Source organism: Paeniclostridium hominis (genome assembly GCF_014306135.1).
GTDB classification, from domain to species: domain Bacteria; phylum Bacillota; class Clostridia; order Peptostreptococcales; family Peptostreptococcaceae; genus Paraclostridium; species Paraclostridium hominis.
This window is the reverse complement of sequence record NZ_JACRWD010000002.1, coordinates 301,217-320,259: the sequence shown is the minus strand read 5'-3', so window position 1 is coordinate 320,259 and position 19,043 is coordinate 301,217. Positions and strand designations below refer to the sequence as shown.

Sequence of the window (19,043 nt, the reverse complement as noted above, 5' to 3'; positions counted from 1 at the left end):
ATTTGATTTTATTAGGAATATTATGTATAATTGTATTGCAATATTTAAAAAAATTTAGGAGGACTTTGAAAATGAAATTACCAATAGCACTATCAAATAGACACGTTCATTTAAGTCAAGCTGATATAGAAGTATTATTTGGAGCAGGGCATCAATTAGTGGAGTTAAAGCCATTAAGCCAACCAGGACAATACGCTTGTGAAGAAAAAGTTGATTTAGTAGGACCTAAAGGAACTATAAAAGGAGTTAGAGTTTTAGGACCAGCTAGACCTAGCACACAAGTTGAAATATCTTTATCAGACGGATTTGCTTTAGGAGTTAAAGCTCCAATAAGAGAATCTGGTGACATAGAAGGAACTCCAGGAGTAAAATTAGTTGGACCAGTAGGAGAAGTTGAATTAACAGAAGGTGTTATAGTTGCTTCAAGACATATACACATGAGCCTTGATGATGCAGCTAAATTTGGAGTACAAGATAAGCAAATGGTAAAAGTTAGAACTTCTGGACCAAGAGCTGTAGTATTCGAAAATGTATTAGTAAGAGCTAATGCTAACTTTGCATTAGAAATGCACGTAGACGTTGAAGAAGGAAACGCAGCAGCTGTTAAAAACGGAGAAATGGTAGAATTAATAGCTGAATAATATAAATAAAAAAAGTATGTGACTTTTCACATACTTTTTTTATTTATATTATTAGTTATTTATTAGCTTTATAATAAGTATTTAAAAATCTAAATCATTGTTTTTAAGATAATCAATCCCAAAGCTATACATAGATTCTAATATAGGTATTAGCTTTTCACCAGTCTTGGTTAAACCGTATTCTACTCTTGGAGGTACAACAGGATATACCTTTCTATATATAATATTATGAGCCTCAAGGTTTCTTAATTGCTGTGTTAACATTTTTTGTGTAACGTCAGGAAGCTTTCTTCTTAAATCACTAAATCTAAGTGGATTAGCAGATAAATACCAAAGAATCAATATCTTCCATTTCCCTGAAATTATTTTATGTACTAAATTTATAGGACACGTTTCATACTTATTACAACGCTCATTCATATGGCACTGAGAATGATCTTGAACTTCTAGTTGAATTTTCATTATAACCACCTTAAATCTATAATAGTATACTTTTAGATACTATAAAACGAAAAAGTACCTACTTGTTATAAATTTTTATAACTGATACTATTATACCATTAAATGAATAAGCTATCTATTAAATAGCCCCTTTAAAAAATTAAATAAAAATATATTTATTTATAAATTATGATTATAATAATGTATATACAAAAACGTATTCACATTTGATATAATTAAATAGCATTATAAAAAAAAGGAGAAAGATTTATGAATAATATAGCAAAAATGATTGATCACACAATTTTAAAGGCTTTTGCAACTAAAGAAGATGTAAAAGTACTATGCAAGGAAGCAAAAGAGTATAACTTCTTTTCAGTATGTATAAACCCAGCAAATATAGAACTTGCAAAAAAAGAATTAGAAGGTTCAGATGTTAAGGTATGTACTGTTATAGGATTCCCTTTAGGGGCTAATACATCAGAAGTTAAGGCTTTTGAAACAAAAGATGCTATAAAAAAGGGTGCAGATGAAGTAGATATGGTTATAAACATAGGAGCGCTAAAAGATAAAAATTATGACTATGTTTTAAATGACATCAAAGCAGTTGTAGATGCAGCTGATAAGAAAGCTTTAGTAAAGGTAATAATAGAAACTTGTTATTTAACTGATGAAGAAAAGAAAATAGCTTGTGAATTATCAGTTAAAGCTGGAGCTGATTTTGTAAAAACATCAACAGGATTTGGAACAGGTGGTTCAACTCCAGAAGATATAAAACTTATGAGAGAAGTTGTAGGACCTAATATAGGAGTAAAAGCTTCAGGAGGGGTTAGAAACCAAGAAGATGCTAAAGCTGTTATAGAAGCTGGATGCTCAAGAATTGGAGCTAGTGCATCTGTTGCAATTACTAAAGGTGAAGACTCTCAAACAAGTGGATATTAAAAAATTTGTTAAAAAATGTTTTAAGTATACAAAAGTGGGTATACATATAAAGTAAGTATACTAGAATATTGAACTTTTAAGTATACAAAAAACAAAAATATAAATTAAGTATAGAAGGATTTTGTAAGTTAATATTGAAGGTATTAATTAGAAATCTTTACTATTCAAAATATTTACTCAATATAGTAATTTTATAAAGCTATTTTGGGAGGAATATACAAGGAGGATACATACTATGGCAAAATTTATGAAAACAGTAGATGGTAACACTGCTGCTGCTCATGTTGCATATGCATTTACAGATGTAGCTGCAATATACCCAATAACTCCATCATCTACGATGGCAGAAGTTGTGGACGAATGGGCTGCACAAGGAAGAAAAAATATATTTGGACAAAAGGTTAGTGTTGTAGAAATGCAATCAGAAGCAGGTGCTGCTGGAGCATTCCACGGTTCATTACAAGCTGGAGCATTAACAACTACATTCACTGCATCTCAAGGTCTATTATTAATGATACCAAATATGTATAAAGTAGCTGGAGAATTATTACCTGGAGTATTCCACGTAAGTGCTCGTGCGTTAGCATCACAAGCATTATCAATATTTGGTGACCACCAAGACGTTATGTCTGCAAGACAAACAGGATGTGTATTATTAGCTTCTGGATCAGTTCAAGAAGTTGCTGATATAGCACCAGTTGCACACTTAGCTGCAATAGAAGGTAGATTACCATTTATACATTTCTTTGATGGATTTAGAACATCTCACGAAATACAAAAAGTTGAATTATTAGAAAATGAAGATTATGCTAAATTATTAAATATGGAAGCTGTTCAAGAGTTCAGAAATAGAGCTTTATCTCCAAATCACCCTGTTACTCGTGGTACAGCACAAAACCCTGATATATACTTCCAAACAAGAGAAGCTTCAAATAAATATTACAATGATATAGTAGGAATAGTTGAAAAATACATGAACCAAATGTCTGAGTTAACTGGAAGAAAACATGGATTATTTGATTACTACGGAGCAGAAGATGCTAAGTATGTAATAGTAGCTATGGGATCTGTAACAGAAGCTATAGAAGAAACTATAGATGCATTAAATGCTCAAGGCGAAAAATATGGTTTAGTTAAAGTTCATTTATACAGACCTTTCTCAATGAAGCATTTCGTAGATGCAATGCCTTCAACAGTTGAAAGAATATGTGTATTAGATAGAACTAAAGAACCAGGAGCAACTGGAGAGCCGTTATACCTAGATGTTAAATCAGTATATTATGGAAATGAAAATGCTCCTATGATAATAGGTGGAAGATACGGATTAGGATCAAAAGATACTACTCCTACACATATAAAAACAGTTTATGAAAACTTAAAATCAGAAAATCCTAAAGATCAATTTACATTAGGTATAGTTGATGATGTTACTAATACTTCTTTAGATTTAGCAGATGAGTTAAAAATAGCTCAAAAAGGAACTGTAAGATGTAAATTCTGGGGATTAGGTTCTGATGGTACAGTTGGAGCAAATAAACAAGCTATAAAAATAATAGGAGATAACACTGAGAAGTATGCTCAAGCTTACTTTGCATATGACTCTAAAAAATCTGGTGGTATAACAATGTCTCACTTAAGATTTGGAGATGCTCCTATAAGATCAACTTATTTAATAGACGAAGCAGATTACATTGCTTGTCATAACCAGTCATATGTATATCAATATGATTTATTAAAAGGATTAAAAAAAGGTGGAGTATTCGTACTTAACACTATATGGAATGAAGCTGAGTTAAATGAACATTTACCAGCAGCTATGAAAAACTATATAGCTAAAAATGATATCCAATTCTATACAGTAAATGGTACTAAGTTAGGACAAGAAATAGGACTTGGAAACAGAATAAACATGATAATGCAATCTGCATTCTTCAAGTTAGCTCAAATAATACCAGAAGCTGATGCTGTAGAATACTTAAAAGATTCTATAAAGAAAGCTTACGGTAAAAAAGGTGAAAAAATAGTTAACATGAACTACAAAGCTGTTGAAGCAGGTATGAACTCTTTAGTTAAAGTTAATGTACCAGCTGAATGGGCAGATGCTAAAGAAGAAAGCAAAACAGAAGTAAATGAACCAGATTTCGTAAAAAATATAGTAAGACCTATGAATGCACAAGAAGGTGACAATTTACCAGTAAGTACATTCAATGGAGTAGAAGATGGTACATTCCCATGTGGATTAGCTGCATACGAAAAAAGAGGAGTAGCAGTAAATGTTCCAGAATGGATAGTTGATAACTGTATACAATGTAACCAATGTGCTTATATCTGTCCTCATGCATGTATAAGACCAGTATTAGTTAATGAAGAAGAAATGAAAAATGCTCCTGAAAAATTCGAAACTAAAAAAGCTATAGGTAAAGGATTTGAAGGATTACAATACAGAATGCAAGTAAGTCCAATGGACTGTACAGGATGTGGAAACTGTGCTGACATATGTCCAGCTAAAGAAAAAGCTTTAGTTATGAAGCCTCTTGATACTCAAGAAGCTGAAGTTGAAAACTGGGCATTTGCAGTTGATACTAAGAAAGTTTCTGTAAAAGGAGATATAATGGCTCCAACTACAGTTAAAGGAAGTCAATTTAGACAACCACTTATGGAATTCTCAGGAGCTTGTGCTGGATGTGGAGAAACTCCATACATCAAGTTAGTAACTCAATTATTCGGAGATAGAATGATGATAGCAAATGCTACTGGATGTTCTTCTATATGGGGAGGATCAGCTCCATCAACTCCATACACTGTTAACCATGAAGGTAAAGGTCCATCTTGGGCAAACTCATTATTTGAGGATAATGCAGAGTATGGATACGGAATGTTCTTAGGTGTTAAACAAATGAGAGCTAAATTAGCTGAAACTATGGAAACATTAGTATCTATGGATATATGTGATGCAGCTAGAGAAGCATTCACTAACTGGTTAGAAAATAAAGAAGACAGTGAAGCATCTGTTAAAGCAAGTGAAAAAGTACTTGAAGTATTAGCAAATGCTCATAATATAGAAAATGCTGAAATAAAAGCATTAGTTGCTGAAATAGAAGCTAGAAAAGATTACTTAATCAAGAGATCTCAATGGATACTTGGAGGAGACGGATGGGCTTATGACATCGGTTACGGTGGATTAGATCACGTTCTTGCTTCTGGTGAAAATGTAAATGTATTAGTATTCGATACTGAGATATATTCTAATACAGGTGGTCAAGCATCTAAATCTACTCCAATTGCAGCAATGGCTAAGTTCGCAGCAGCAGGTAAGAGATCTAGAAAGAAAGATTTAGGTATGATGGCTATGTCTTACGGAAATGTATACGTAGCACAAGTTGGTATGGGTGCTGATAAGAATCAATTAATCAAGGCTGTAGTAGAAGCTGAGAAATATGATGGACCATCATTAATAATAGCTTACTCACCATGTATATCTCATGGATTAAAAGAAGGTATGGGAAGAGCTCAAGCTAACATAGAGCAAGCTGTTAAGTGTGGATACTGGCATTTATACAGATTCAACCCAACTTTAAAAGCTGAAGGTAAGAATCCATTTACATTAGATTCTAAAGAGCCAACTGAAAGCTTCAGAGACTTCTTAATGAAACAAGTAAGATATGCTGCTATAGCTAAACAATTCCCAGATGTAGCTGAGGAATTATTCGAAGCAGCAGAACAAAGTTCAAAAGATAGATATGAAAGCTATAAGAGATTAGCTCAATATTAATCTAATTAATAAAAATAGAGAGGAGTACTCCTCTCTATTTTTTATTTTGCATTTTTTGCAATAAAAAATAGCACACAAGACAATTTATATTTTATTATTATTATTATATAATAGTATGAGTATAAATTTTTTTATTGAAAGAAGGTAAAATTTTATGTTACTAAGAGAAGTGATAGATGGCTTAGAAATATTAGATACTAAAGGTAGTTTAGATATACAAATAGATAACATTCAATATGATTCGAGAAAAGTAACAAATAATGGATTATTTATATGCGTTAAAGGTTTTACTGTTGATGGACATAAATTTATAGATAAGGCTATTGAAAATGGAGCTAAAGCATTCTTAGTAGAAGAAGATATAAATAGAGATGACGCAACTTTTATAAAAGTTAAAAATACAAGAGAAGACATGGCTAAAATAGCAGATAATTTTTACAATCATCCAAGTCAAAGATTTGATGTTATAGGGGTTACTGGAACAAACGGAAAAACTAGTATAACAACATTTTTAAATGAAATACTAACATCTGCTAATAATAAAGTAGGATTAATAGGAACAATTAAAATATTTGATGGAGATAATGAAGTTGAATCAAATTCTACAACTCCAGAAAGCGTTGATTTACAAAATTACTTTAATCAAATGATAGACAATGGATGTAAATACTGTGCAATGGAAGTTTCATCTCATGCACTAGCATTAAATAGAGTTGCACAAACTAAATATAAAGTAGGGGTATTTACTAACTTAACACCAGATCACTTAGATTTCCATAAAGATTTAGAAGACTATAGAAAAGCTAAAGAAAAATTATTTTATATGACAACAAATGCTAATATAATAAATATTGATGATAAAGGTGGACAAGATATTTATAAAAATATAAAAGATTTAGATGTAAAATGTTATTCATATGGAATAGAAAATAAAGCTGATTTTATGGCAAAAGATATAAAAATAGAAGCTAGAGGAGTTTCATACAAACTAATAACTCCAACATATGAAGAAGATGTGTTTGTGCCTGTACCAGGTAAATTTACAGTTTACAATACATTAGCAGTTATAGCAACTTGCTATGCATTAGGAATAGATAAAGATGTTGTTATAAATGGATTAAAAAACACAGGTGGTGTAGCTGGTAGATTTGAAGCCATATCAAATGATACAGGTATAAGTGTAATAGTTGATTATGCTCATACTCCAGATGCGTTAGAAAATGTAATAAAAACAGCAAAAGAATTTGCTAAAAACAAAATAATAACAGTATTTGGATGTGGTGGAGATAGAGATACTACAAAAAGACCTTTAATGGGAGATATAGCTCAAAAGTATTCAGATATATGTATAGTAACATCTGATAATCCTAGAACAGAAGATCCTAAACTTATAATAGATGATATATTAAAAGGTTTAGATAAATCTAAAGAAAATTATAAAATTGTAGAAGATAGAAAAGAAGCTATAAAAACTGCTATAGAAATTGCAGAAAAGGATGATGTAATATTAATAGCTGGTAAGGGTCATGAAAACTATCAAATAATAGGTAAAGTTAAACATCATTTTGATGATAAAGAAATAGCAAATGAATTTTTAAATATGAAATAATAAAAAAATCAGTAAGGTGAATTTTCACTTTACTGATTTTTTATTATATTAAACGTTAAATCTGAATAATATAACATCTCCATCTTTAACTATATATTCTTTACCTTCAAGTCTAACTAATCCTTTATCTTTTGCAGCAGTCATAGTTCCAACGTTAACTAAATCATCAAATGCTATAGTTTCCGCTCTTATGAATCCTCTTTCTATATCAGAGTGTATTTTACCACCAGCTTGAGGAGCTTTAGTACCAACTTTTATAGTCCAAGCTCTAACCTCTTGAGGTCCAGCTGTTAAGTAAGATATTAATCCAAGTAATGCATATGAAGATTTTATAAGTTTATCAAGTCCTGATTGCTCAAGTCCTAATGTCTCTAAGAATTCTTTCTTTTCTTCATCAGTGTCAAGTTCAGCTATTTCAGCTTCTATTTGAGCACATACAACAACAACTTCAGCATTTTCAGTTGCAGCGAATTCTCTAACTTTATTAACATATTCATTATTTTCAGCTTCATCAGCTAAATCATCTTCACTAACATTAGTAGCATAAATTACTGGCTTAGAAGTAAGTAAATTTAATGAATTAACAAATATTTGTTGTTCTTCAGTGAATTCCATAGTTCTAACACATTTACTATCTTCTAAAGTAGCCATTATTTCTTTTAAGAATTCAAGTTCAGAAGCTAAACTTTTATCAGCTTTAGCAGCTTTTTGAGTTTTTTGAATTCTTCTTTCTAATATTTCTATATCAGAGAAAATTAACTCTAAGTTTATAGTTTCTATATCTCTTAAAGGATCTACAGAACCATCAACATGTACAACGTTAGGATCTTCAAAGCATCTAACAACGTGTACTATTGCATCAACCTCTCTTATATGAGATAAGAATTTATTTCCAAGACCCTCACCTTTAGAAGCACCTCTAACTAAACCTGCTATATCACAAAATTCTATAGCAGTAGGTACAATCTTTTTAGAGTCATATAATTGTCTTAATTGCTCTAATCTTTCATCTGGAACAGCTACAACACCTACGTTAGGCTCTATTGTACAGAAAGGGTAGTTAGCAGACTCCGCACCTGCTTGAGTTATCGCATTAAATAGTGTACTTTTACCTACATTTGGTAAACCAACTATACCTAATTTCATATTATATCTTCCTCTCTTCTTAAGTCTCGTATTTATTTTAATTTAGACATACATTCTAATTATACATCATATATATTGGTGATGCAAACTATACTTTTGATGGAGATGATTTAATGGGAATACCAATGTGCTTTGGTATATTATTAGGATTGAGTATTATATTTGATGGGTATATGGAAAATATATTTATTATAGCTGCGACAATTGTAATTTATACTTATTTTGTATATTATGAAAATCACTATAAAAATGTTTTAGTGGGGCTCTTGATATCTTTTTTTATTATTAATATATCTTTAGTATTATTTGTAAAAGATGATATAGACCCTAATATTACAGATATAGGAGATACTCAAGAAGAAACTTTAGTTATGCTTTTATATGATGGAGAAGAAAGAAATTACAATCTAAGCGAAAGGACTAATGAGATTTATTTTGAGCAAAAGTATAAATCATATATAAATGTTTTATATAATTTATATAAATATAAAGGTTATTATGAAAACTTGGGATCAAGTGATTTCAAAGATACAGCAAATGAAATATCAGTAGGTTTAAGAGAAAAGTTAGGTAATAAATATAAAGTAGTTAACTCATATATGTATACTAAACCATATTTTGAAAATTCTTTAAAAGAAGTTATATCATTAGGCTATAAAGATATAGTATTGTGTCCGATGTTTATAACAGAGGGTAAAGACTTTGAAGTATTTAAAAGTAGGTTGCAAAAGATGGAACTTAGTAAATATGGAATAAATGTAGAGTTAACAGATGTATTTTATAAATCAAATAATTTAGCAAAATCGTATAAAAATGAAATTTTAGGAAATATAGAAAATAAAGACTTAGATGCAGGTGTGTTATTAATAGGGTTAGAAGATGAAAATAATTTAGAACAAGATATTATTTTTAGAGAAAAAATAAAATATTACATAGAGAAAGAAAAAAATACAGAAATTCAAATAAAATTACCTCTTTTAGAAAATAATAAAAACGATATAATAAAATCTGGGGAGCAACTTCTAGAATTTGGAATAGATGTATTACATGTAGTAATTCCTACCTGCACAATTGACAATATGTATAATAAAAACTTAGTTGAAAGTATACTCCAAGAATTAGATACTTCTGAAGTTAAATTTCATTATATAGACCCAAAAGATAAAGTCAAAATATTAATTGAAGAAATATATACTCAAATATCATTAATAAAAAAATAGGAGGATAATATGGATAGCATAAAGAAAATAAATTTGCATGATAATATAAATTTAACTTTAATACAGTCTAAAAAATTTAAAACAAATTTAGTTAGTGTGTACATACAAAGAATATTAGACAAAAATGAAGTTACAAAAAATGCATTGATACCAAATATGATAACAAATTCAAGTAATAAATATAAAACTTTAAGAGATATATCTAATAAGTTAGAGGATTTATATGGAGCATCTATTCTTGCGGATACAAGCAAAAGAGGAGAGCGACAAGTTCTTAATATAAAATTAGTAACAACTAATGAACAATATTTAGATGAACCTATATTTACAGATGCTATAGAATTTTTAAATGAAATAATAAATAATCCATTAATAGAAGATGGTGGATTTAGTGAGAAATATCTTAAGTTAGAAAAACAAAATTTAGCTGAAAGAATTAAAGCAAAAATAAATGATAAAGGAAGATTTGCACTTGAAAGATGTTTTGAAGAAATGTGCAAAGATGAAAGATTTAGTATAAGTGAACAAGGATATATAGAGGACATAGAATCTATAACTGGAAAAGAGTTATATGACCATTATAAAAATATTTTAAAAACATCACCTATAGATATAGTTGTAGAAGGAGAATTTGATGAAAAAAAGGTTATAGAAATTATTAAAGATAAATTTAAATTTGAAAGAGATACTATATTAACTATACCTAGAGAAGAGTATAAAAAACAAGTTGACTCAGTAAAGACTATAGTTGATAAGATGGATATAACTCAAGGTAAACTAGTTATGGGTTATAGAACAAATATAGATTTTGCAGATTATAAAAATTACTACTCATTAATAGTAGGATGTAACATATTAGGTGGTGGGCCTCACTCTAAGATGTTTATGAACATAAGAGAAAAAGAAAGCTTATGCTATTATATATATTCATCTGTAGAAAAATATAAGGGTATACTTTATATATCATCAGGTATAGAAACTCAAAACTATGACAAAACAACGGATTTAATAAGAAAACAAATAGAAAGTATAGTAGAAGGAAATATAACAGATGAAGAACTTGAAAATAGCAAGATATCACTTATAAGTTCTATGAGAGCTTTAACAGATAGTATAGGTGGGTTATCTGATTTTAGATTTGCTCAAGATATAAGTAAAACAAATTTAGATATAGAAGATATTATAAATTATATAGACAAAGTAACTAAAGAAGAAATAGTTAATAGTTTTAAAAAGCTACAACTAGATACTATTTACTTCTTAAGAAACTAGGAGGACTATATGGAAAAGATAGTTAATGATATATTAAAAGAAGAAGTTTATTATGAAAAATTGCAAAATGGACTTGATGTATATTTCATGCCTAAAAAAGGATTTACAAAAAAGTTTGCAGTATTAGCTACTAATTATGGATCTAATGATTTGGAATTTATTCCTATAAATGAAAAGGATAAACTTAGAGTAAATGAAGGAATAGCACATTTTTTAGAGCATAAAATGTTTGAACAACCAGGTGGAGGAAATGCATTTGATAAATTTTCTAAATTAGGAGCTAGTGCAAATGCATACACAAATTTCACTATGACTGCTTATTTATTTTCATGCACTGATAATTTTTATGAAAGTTTAGAGCATTTAATAGATTATGTACAGACTCCATACTTTACTGAAGAAAATGTTGAAAAAGAAAAAGGGATAATTGAACAAGAAATAAAAATGTATAATGATGATCCAGATTGGAATGTATATTTTAACTGCTTGAAAGCTATGTATGTAAATTATCCAGTTAAAGTTGATATAGCAGGAACTGTGGAAAGTATATATAAAATTACAAAAGATGAGTTATATACATGTTATAATACTTTTTATAACCCGGGAAATATGACTTTATTTGTTGTAGGAGATGTTGAAGCAGATAAAGTTATGGAAATTGCAAGAAAAAGTAATAATTATGATATAGAAAAACTTAAAACAGATATAAAGAGATTTTATCCTGAAGAACCAAGTACTGTTAATCAAAAAGAAATAGTTGCAAAGTTTCCGATATCTATGTCTATGTTTAATATAGGATTTAAAGATAGTAATGTAGGGATAAAAGGTAAAGAACTATTGAGAAAAGAAGTTGTTACAGAAATATTATTAGATATGATTTTAAAAAGAGGTAGTGAAGCCTTTGAAGAATTATATATGAAAGGTCTAATCAATGATAACTTTGGATGTGGGTTTACATCTCAAATTGATTATGGATATACAATTATAGGAGGGGAATCTAATAATCCTAGAGAGGTAAAGGATATAATAATAAAATATATAAATAAATATCAAAAAGAAGGATTATCAAAATTAGATTTTAATAGGGTTAAAAAGAAAAAAATAGGACAATTTTTAAAGTGCTTTGATTCAGTAAACTTTATAGCAAATAACTTCATAGCATATAAGTTTAAAGATATAAATTTACTTGATTATTTAGAAGTTATAAAAGAAATTGAGTTTAAAGAAGTTGAAGAAAGATTAAAAAATCATTTAAGAGAAGAAAGTTGTGTAATATCTATAGTGGAGCCTAAATAGATAAAAAGTGCTAAAAATTTAGCACTTTTTTTATATAAAAAATAAAGTAAATTGATGGTTAATGGGTAATATGGTATTATTTAGTTTATAATAAAGGAGGTAATAGCTAAATGATAGATATACATTGCCATATATTGCCGAATGTTGATGATGGCTCTAAAAGCTTAGATGAATCAATAGAAATGGCTAAAATAGCAGAAAGTGAAGGTATAAAAAAGATAGTTAACACATCTCACTATCATCCTGATTTCAAATTTAAAAAGGGTAAAGAATTAATTGAAATTCTTAATGATTTTAATGATACATTAAAAACTCAAGGTATAGATGTGGAAGTTGTATTAGGGAATGAATTGTATTATACATATGATTTGATTGAAAATTTTGATCAATTAGATTTTTATAGTTTAAACAATAGTAAATATATACTTATTGAGTTTTCACCTAATAATTTTCCAAATAATTTAGTTGATATAGTATATGAGATAAGATTGAGAAAGTATATACCTATATTAGCTCATGTAGAAAGATATCCTAAAATACAAGATGATCCTAATATAATTTATGACTGTATAAATGAAGGTGCTTTAATACAAATTAATGCATCTAGTGTAGTAGGTAAAAATGGAGTTGAAGCTAAAAAAACTACTAAAATACTTTTAGATAATGATATGGTTCATTTTATAGCTACAGATGCACATAGTAGTACAAAGAGAAGACCTTTAATAAAAGAAACTTATGATTATATAAAAAAATCGTATGGAGAAGATATTTCTCAAAAGCTGTTTTTAGAAAATCAAGAATATATTTTAAGCAATAAGGATTTAGATTTTATAAATCCTAAAAAGTATGTAGAGAAAAAGAGTTTATTTAAAAGATTATTTAAAAGGTAGGAATTAAATATGGATAGAGTTGCATTTACTATATTTGGAATAGATGTAATGTGGTATGGAATACTTATGGCCACAGGTATGATTTTAGGAACTCTAATAGCTATAAAAGAAGCTAAAAGAGTAGGTATAAAAGAAGATTATATATTAGATTTAGCCATAATTGCTATACCAGCTGGATTGATATGTGCGAGATTGTATTATGTTTTATTTAATTGGGGATATTATTCTAATAACCCATCACAGATATTAAACTTCAGAGGTGGAGGGATGGCTATACATGGAGCCTTAATAGGTGGAGTACTAGCTGGATATATATTCTCAAGATATAAAAAGTTAGATTTTTTCAAGTTAGCAGATACTGTAATGCTAGGTATGCCTTTAGCTCAATCGATAGGAAGATGGGGAAACTTTATAAATCAAGAAGCTCATGGAGGTCCTACTAATTTACCTTGGGGAATAATGGTAAATGGTGTAAAAGTTCATCCAACTTTTTTATATGAATCTATATGGGATTTTGGTATATTTGTATTTTTATGGATATTTAGAAAAAAGAAATCTTATGAAGGTCAGGTTATAGTTTTATATGCTATACTATACTCTCTAGGCCGCTTTTTTATAGAAGGGCTTAGAACTGATAGCCTTATGATAGGACCATTTAGAATGGCCCAAGTTATAAGTTTAGTAGGAATAATAGGTGGTATAGTAGTTCATATGTATTTATCAAATAAAAATAAAAAGAAATAAGTGACACTAAGGAGCGATAAAATATGGAATTTCATCACGTATCAGTACTCTTAAATGAGTGTATTGATAATTTAAACATAAAACCAGATGGTGTATATGTAGATTGTACAATGGGTGGAGCTGGACACTCTAAGGAGATAGTAAAAAGATTATCTAAAGATGGATTATTTATTGGATTTGACCAAGATATAAATGCAATAAATACAGCTAAAGAAAGATTAAGTGAATATAGTGATAGAGTAAAATTTGTTCATAGTAATTTTCAAAATTTAAAAGAAGAGTTAGAAAAATTAGGTATATACAAAATAGATGGAGTACTTGCGGATTTAGGAGTTTCATCACATCAATTAGATGAAGCAGATAGAGGATTTTCTTATATGCAAGATGCTCCATTAGATATGAGAATGGATATAAGATGCAATTTTTCAGCTTATGATGTAGTAAATACATATAGTGAAGAAGAATTAGCTAAAATAATAAAAGATTATGGTGAAGATAACTGGGCAAAGCGTATAGCTAAATTTATAGTAGATGAAAGAAAAGAAAAGCCTATAGAAACTACAGGCGAATTAGTTGATATAATAAAAAAAGCTATACCCAAAAAAGCTAGAATAGATGGACCTCATCCAGCTAAAAGAACTTTCCAAGCTATAAGAATTGAAGTAAATAACGAATTAGGTGTTATAACTGAGATGATAGACGATGCAGCATCAATAATGAATGAGGGTGGTAGAATATGCATAATAACATTCCATTCATTAGAAGACAGAATTGTAAAAAATGAATTTAGAGATTTAGCTACAGATTGTATATGCCCATCTCATTTACCTATATGCCAATGTGATAAGGAAGCTTTAGTAAAAGTTATAACTAGAAAACCTATATTACCTACAGATAAAGAAATAGAAGAAAACCCAAGATCAAGAAGTGCAAAATTGAGGGTTGCTGAAAGAATATAAAAGTCTAAGCGAGAGCTTAGGCTTTTTTGTTTTTTATTGAATTAATTTTGTATTAATCCTTAAAAGGAAGCAGTATTAAAAAGTTAAATATAAATATTATATAACTATTTTTATAAAATTTTTAAGGAGATATACTATGAAAAGAAAAAAGAAAAAAAAAGATAAAAATGAATATAGAATAAACAAAAAGAATAACTATAAGAGAATAGCATTAAAAAAATTATTAAAGCTTACATTCAAAATAAGTTGTATATCAGTTATTTTTATTGTTATTTTAGGGTGTATGTATGGTTACAGTGAAGTATCTAAACTCAAATACGAAATAGGGGAATTAGAATCTAAATTACATAAAAAAACTATAGAAAGAGATAACATACAAGTTGAAGTAGATTTACTTACTAGAAGCAAAGATATAGAAAAAAAAGCCAATGAAGAATTGGGAATGGATTATCCAAAAGAAAATCAAATTAAGTATATAGAAGTATCTAAGTAGGAGGGAGTTAGTTGAGTAATATAAAAAAGTTGAGTAAAAAAAGATTAGTGGTCGTTTTAATTTTAGCATGTACAGTATTTTTTGTTTTAGTATTTAGAACGGGTTATTTACAAATAGTAAAAGGAGATTGGCTAACAAAAAAAGCTCTAGATCAACAAACAAGAGATATACCTATAGAACCAAAAAGAGGAACTATATATGATAGGAATATGAAAGAGTTAGCTGTAAGTGTCACAAAGTATACAGTTTGGGCAAAACCAGTAGAAGTAAAAGAAAAAGAAAAAGCGGCTAAAGTTATTTCTGAATTAATAGAAGAAGAATATGAAGATACATTAAAATTATTAAAAAGAAAAGATATGGCATTAGTTAAAATTAAAAGATGGATAGATGATGAAGCAGCAGCAAAAATAAGAGATGCTAAATTACCTGGTATATGGGTTGCTGAAGATAATCAAAGATATTATCCTTATGGAAATTTTGCTCCTTATGTGTTAGGACATACTTCAGATGATTCAACTGGAATAGCTGGTATAGAAATGGAATATGATAAGCATTTAAAAGGACAGCCAGGAAGACTTATTGTTAGCACTGATGCATCTGGAAGAGAAATACCTCATGGAATGGAAAAGTATTATGAACCAGTTCAAGGAAATGGATTGGTATTAACTATAGATGAAGTAATACAACATTATACAGAAAAAGCAGTTCAAAAGGCATATGAACTAAACAATGCAAAAAGAGTTACAGCTATAGCTATAGACCCGAAAACTGGAGATGTATTATCTATGGCATCTAAGCCAGACTATGACCCTAATCAGTCTAGAACTCCTATATACCCATACTACGAAGAAGAGCTTGAAAAATATAAAGATAAAGATAAAATAAAAGGATATTTCTCAATGTGGAGAAACCCAGCAGTAAGTGATACATATGAGCCTGGATCTACATTTAAACTTATAACATCAGCTACAGCTTTGGAAGAAGGGGTAATAAAAGAAGGTGAAAAATTTGTATGTACAGGAAGTGTTACAATAGGAGGACAAAAAATAAAATGTTGGAGACATTATAGACCACATGGAGAGCAAGAATTTAAGCAAGGTGTCCAAAACTCTTGCAACCCAGTATTTGTTGAATTAGGTAAGCGTTTAGGAGTTTCAAAACTTTATGATTATATAGAATCTTTTGGATTTATGGAAACCACTAAATTAGATTTACCAGGAGAAGCTAAAGGTATATTATATAATGAGAAAAATGTTGGTCCTGTAGAATTAGCAACTATATCGTTTGGTCAATCTATATCTGTTACACCTATGCAATTAATAACAGCTATAGGAGCTATTGCAAATGAAGGTAAACTTATGCAACCAAGAATTGTTAAAGAATTAGTTGATAATCAAGGTAATATAACAGAAACTATAAAGCCTAAGGTTGTTAGACAGGTGATTTCAGAGGAAACTTCCAAAAAAATGATGGAAATCGCAGAATCTGTTGTTAGTGAGGGATCAGGGAATAAGGCATATATACCTGGATATAGAATAGGTGGTAAAACAGGAACAGCTCAAAAAGTAATAGATGGAAAATATGCACAAGGTAAATATATATGTTCATTTGTAGGTATAGCTCCAACAGATAATCCTCAAATTATAGTTTTAGCTATAGTAGATGAACCTACAGGAGTTATGGCATTTGGTAGTAGTACAGCAGGTCCTATAGTAAAAGAAATAATGAATGATTCGTTAAAATACTTAGGGGTTGAACCTAAATATACTGAAGAAGAAAAGAAGGAATTTGAAAAAGAAAAAGTTAAAGTTCCTAATATAATAGATTTAAGTATAGAAGATGCATTAAAAGTATTAGAAGAAAATAAATTAAAGCCTATACAAGATGTAGATACTGAATTAAAAGGAAGTGCCAAGGTTGTAGATATATTTCCAAAACCTGGAGCAGATGTTCCTATAGATTCTGGAATAGTATTGTATACTGAGAATTAAAAGGCTTTATTGCCAATAAAAATCTTCAAAAAAACTAATATATAGTATATAATTAATGAGTTAATAGTTTAAAAGAGCAATGTATATAATTTTATATATATTGCTCTTTATTAGGATTTTAAAAGGTTTACAAAAATGTAAAATATTTGATATTCTATAAAACTATATACTTAAATATTATAAATATAGATGAATAACTGATTAAAAAGATTTATAATGTTTTAGTAGACTTATTTAGAAGGAGGTTTGAGTATGGAATCTTTATCCATAAAAGAACTAGTAGAGGCATCTAATGGGACATTGGTGCAAGGAAATGAATTAGACACAATAAAAAATATAGTTATAGATAGTAGGAAAGCTACTGAAGTAGATGCTTTTATAGCTATAATAGGTGAAAATTTAGATGGGCATAATTTTATGCAATCTGCACTTGAAAATGGATGTAAAACTTTTATAAAAAATAAAAGTAATGGCATAAAAATTATAAGTTCGGATATAAATTTAATAGAAGTAGAAGATACTACAAAAGCACTTGGAGATATAGCTAAGTATTATAAAGGAAAATTTAAAATCCCATATATAGGTGTCACAGGAAGTGTAGGCAAGACTACAACTAAAGACATGATATATGCAGCAATTTCGACTGAATTTAATACTCTTAAAAATGAAGGGAATTTCAATAATCACATAGGAGTTCCACTTACATTATTTAATTTAAATTCTAAACACGAATGTGCAATAATAGAGATGGGTATGTCTAATTTTAATGAAATAGAGTATCTAGCAAACATAGTAAATCCAAAAATTGGTGTCATATCAAACATAGGATTATCTCATATTGAAAATTTAGGATCTCAAGATGGAATTTTAAAAGCTAAATTAGAAATCACTTCAAATTTTGATAAATCAAATACATTAATTGTAAATGGAGATGATAAATACTTAAAAAAAATATGCAAAGATGATCTTGAGTATGATTTAAAAACATTTGGATTTGATAAAAATAATGATATATATTGTACTGATTACAGCATAAGTGAAGATAGCTTGAACTTTAATTGCGTAATAGATGGTAAAGAAGAAGAAATATTTATACCTACAGTTGGTAAACACAATATTTATAATGCTATGGCATCTATACTTGTAGGACTTAGTTTAGGCATGAATCTAGAAGATATAAAAACTGGATTAAGAAACTTTAAAGCAAGTAAAATGAGATTAGATATAATAAAAAAAGATAACATAACCATAATAAATGATGCATATAATGCAAGTCCTGATTCAATGAAAGCAGCTTTAGATATTTTAGGAAGATATAAAAATAGAAGAGTTGCTATACTTGGAGATATGTTTGAGATGGGAGAACACTCAGAATATGGGCATAGACTTGTAGGAGAATATACAATTAATAATGCAGACATCTTAATCACCATAGGAAAAGATTCTAAATATATAAGTGATGAATCTATAAAGCTAGGGTTGGATAAAGGTAATGTATACCATTTTTGTAATAAAGAAACAGCAATTGAGCAATTAAGTGATATAATAAACGATGGTGATGTAGTTTTAGTAAAAGCTTCTAGAGGTATGCAACTAGAAAATATAGTACAATATTTAAACAATTAGA

The 19,043-nt window shown here is 28.8% G+C and carries 15 protein-coding genes; 13 read left to right on the top strand and 2 right to left on the bottom strand.

Going from position 1 to position 19,043, the window contains the following annotated elements; genetic code table 11:
- Positions 1 to 71 precede the first annotated feature (71 nt).
- Complete coding sequence (pduL, locus tag H8891_RS09485; RefSeq protein WP_187006249.1) at positions 72 to 641, top strand: phosphate propanoyltransferase; 570 nt, start codon at positions 72 to 74, stop codon at positions 639 to 641.
- Positions 642 to 722: 81 nt separating this feature from the next.
- Here pduL and H8891_RS09480 read toward each other — a convergent pair whose 3' ends face one another.
- On the bottom strand, positions 723 to 1,103 hold the full coding sequence (locus H8891_RS09480) for a winged helix-turn-helix transcriptional regulator (protein WP_147543122.1): 381 nt from the start codon (positions 1,101 to 1,103) through the stop codon (positions 723 to 725).
- 249 nt (positions 1,104 to 1,352) lie between these two features.
- Between H8891_RS09480 and deoC the strand changes: the two genes are divergently transcribed.
- The 3 genes from deoC to H8891_RS09465 all read left to right on the top strand — a co-directional run bounded on the left by deoC (position 1,353) and on the right by H8891_RS09465 (position 7,405).
- Positions 1,353 to 2,024: a deoxyribose-phosphate aldolase gene (deoC, locus tag H8891_RS09475; RefSeq protein WP_187006248.1), complete on the top strand. Its 672-nt coding sequence runs from the start codon at positions 1,353 to 1,355 to the stop codon at positions 2,022 to 2,024.
- Positions 2,025 to 2,259: 235 nt separating this feature from the next.
- Positions 2,260 to 5,796 carry a pyruvate:ferredoxin (flavodoxin) oxidoreductase gene (nifJ, locus tag H8891_RS09470; protein WP_147543124.1) on the top strand — a complete coding sequence of 1,179 codons (3,537 nt, stop codon included), beginning with the start codon at positions 2,260 to 2,262 and terminating at the stop codon, positions 5,794 to 5,796.
- Between the two features lie 154 nt (positions 5,797 to 5,950).
- Positions 5,951 to 7,405, top strand: coding sequence for a UDP-N-acetylmuramoyl-L-alanyl-D-glutamate--2,6-diaminopimelate ligase (locus tag H8891_RS09465; protein ID WP_187006247.1), 1,455 nt, complete (start codon positions 5,951 to 5,953; stop codon positions 7,403 to 7,405).
- 48 nt (positions 7,406 to 7,453) lie between these two features.
- Here H8891_RS09465 and ychF read toward each other — a convergent pair whose 3' ends face one another.
- Positions 7,454 to 8,551, bottom strand: a complete 1,098-nt coding sequence (gene ychF / locus H8891_RS09460; protein ID WP_147543126.1) for a redox-regulated ATPase YchF — start codon at positions 8,549 to 8,551, stop codon at positions 7,454 to 7,456.
- Positions 8,552 to 8,664: 113 nt separating this feature from the next.
- On the opposite strand from ychF, the gene H8891_RS09455 reads away from it, so the two are divergent.
- The 9 genes from H8891_RS09455 to H8891_RS09415 all read left to right on the top strand — a co-directional run bounded on the left by H8891_RS09455 (position 8,665) and on the right by H8891_RS09415 (position 19,042).
- The gene (locus H8891_RS09455; RefSeq protein WP_187006246.1) at positions 8,665 to 9,771 is read left to right on the top strand and encodes a CbiX/SirB N-terminal domain-containing protein; all 1,107 of its coding nucleotides are present in this window, start codon (positions 8,665 to 8,667) and stop codon (positions 9,769 to 9,771) included.
- Positions 9,772 to 9,780: 9 nt separating this feature from the next.
- Positions 9,781 to 11,043 (top strand): EF-P 5-aminopentanol modification-associated protein YfmF, encoded by a 1,263-nt coding sequence (gene yfmF, locus H8891_RS09450; RefSeq protein ID WP_187006245.1) that lies wholly within the window; start codon positions 9,781 to 9,783, stop codon positions 11,041 to 11,043.
- Positions 11,044 to 11,052: 9 nt separating this feature from the next.
- A complete protein-coding gene (gene yfmH, locus H8891_RS09445) occupies positions 11,053 to 12,339 on the top strand; it encodes an EF-P 5-aminopentanol modification-associated protein YfmH (protein WP_187006244.1) in 1,287 nt (428 codons plus the stop codon).
- 110 nt (positions 12,340 to 12,449) lie between these two features.
- Positions 12,450 to 13,229 carry a tyrosine-protein phosphatase gene (locus tag H8891_RS09440; RefSeq protein WP_187006243.1) on the top strand — a complete coding sequence of 260 codons (780 nt, stop codon included), beginning with the start codon at positions 12,450 to 12,452 and terminating at the stop codon, positions 13,227 to 13,229.
- A gap of 9 nt (positions 13,230 to 13,238) precedes the next feature.
- Positions 13,239 to 13,973, top strand: coding sequence for a prolipoprotein diacylglyceryl transferase (gene lgt / locus H8891_RS09435; RefSeq protein ID WP_187006242.1), 735 nt, complete (start codon positions 13,239 to 13,241; stop codon positions 13,971 to 13,973).
- Between the two features lie 23 nt (positions 13,974 to 13,996).
- Positions 13,997 to 14,932: a 16S rRNA (cytosine(1402)-N(4))-methyltransferase RsmH gene (gene rsmH, locus H8891_RS09430; protein WP_147543132.1), complete on the top strand. Its 936-nt coding sequence runs from the start codon at positions 13,997 to 13,999 to the stop codon at positions 14,930 to 14,932.
- Between the two features lie 136 nt (positions 14,933 to 15,068).
- Positions 15,069 to 15,425, top strand: coding sequence for a septum formation initiator family protein (locus tag H8891_RS09425; RefSeq protein ID WP_187006241.1), 357 nt, complete (start codon positions 15,069 to 15,071; stop codon positions 15,423 to 15,425).
- Between the two features lie 11 nt (positions 15,426 to 15,436).
- Complete coding sequence (locus tag H8891_RS09420; RefSeq protein WP_187006240.1) at positions 15,437 to 17,416, top strand: stage V sporulation protein D; 1,980 nt, start codon at positions 15,437 to 15,439, stop codon at positions 17,414 to 17,416.
- A 252-nt stretch (positions 17,417 to 17,668) separates the two neighbouring features.
- Entirely contained in the window at positions 17,669 to 19,042 is a 1,374-nt protein-coding gene (locus H8891_RS09415) for a UDP-N-acetylmuramoyl-tripeptide--D-alanyl-D-alanine ligase (protein ID WP_187006239.1), read from the top strand.
- Position 19,043 lies beyond the last annotated feature (1 nt).

What these genes read in the sequence shown, in the direction of transcription:
- rsmH (WP_147543132.1), top strand. Translation starts at nt 13,997, where the DNA reads ATGGAATTTCATCACGTATCAGTACTCTTAAATGAGTGTATTGATAAT.
- H8891_RS09455 (WP_187006246.1), top strand. Translation starts at nt 8,665, where the DNA reads ATGGGAATACCAATGTGCTTTGGTATATTATTAGGATTGAGTATTATA.
- ychF (WP_147543126.1), bottom strand. Translation starts at nt 8,551, where the DNA reads ATGAAATTAGGTATAGTTGGTTTACCAAATGTAGGTAAAAGTACACTA.
- yfmF (WP_187006245.1), top strand. Translation starts at nt 9,781, where the DNA reads ATGGATAGCATAAAGAAAATAAATTTGCATGATAATATAAATTTAACT.
- yfmH (WP_187006244.1), top strand. Translation starts at nt 11,053, where the DNA reads ATGGAAAAGATAGTTAATGATATATTAAAAGAAGAAGTTTATTATGAA.
- H8891_RS09465 (WP_187006247.1), top strand. Translation starts at nt 5,951, where the DNA reads ATGTTACTAAGAGAAGTGATAGATGGCTTAGAAATATTAGATACTAAA.
- deoC (WP_187006248.1), top strand. Translation starts at nt 1,353, where the DNA reads ATGAATAATATAGCAAAAATGATTGATCACACAATTTTAAAGGCTTTT.
- pduL (WP_187006249.1), top strand. Translation starts at nt 72, where the DNA reads ATGAAATTACCAATAGCACTATCAAATAGACACGTTCATTTAAGTCAA.
- nifJ (WP_147543124.1), top strand. Translation starts at nt 2,260, where the DNA reads ATGGCAAAATTTATGAAAACAGTAGATGGTAACACTGCTGCTGCTCAT.
- H8891_RS09415 (WP_187006239.1), top strand. Translation starts at nt 17,669, where the DNA reads ATGGAATCTTTATCCATAAAAGAACTAGTAGAGGCATCTAATGGGACA.
- H8891_RS09480 (WP_147543122.1), bottom strand. Translation starts at nt 1,103, where the DNA reads ATGAAAATTCAACTAGAAGTTCAAGATCATTCTCAGTGCCATATGAAT.
- H8891_RS09440 (WP_187006243.1), top strand. Translation starts at nt 12,450, where the DNA reads ATGATAGATATACATTGCCATATATTGCCGAATGTTGATGATGGCTCT.
- H8891_RS09425 (WP_187006241.1), top strand. Translation starts at nt 15,069, where the DNA reads ATGAAAAGAAAAAAGAAAAAAAAAGATAAAAATGAATATAGAATAAAC.
- lgt (WP_187006242.1), top strand. Translation starts at nt 13,239, where the DNA reads ATGGATAGAGTTGCATTTACTATATTTGGAATAGATGTAATGTGGTAT.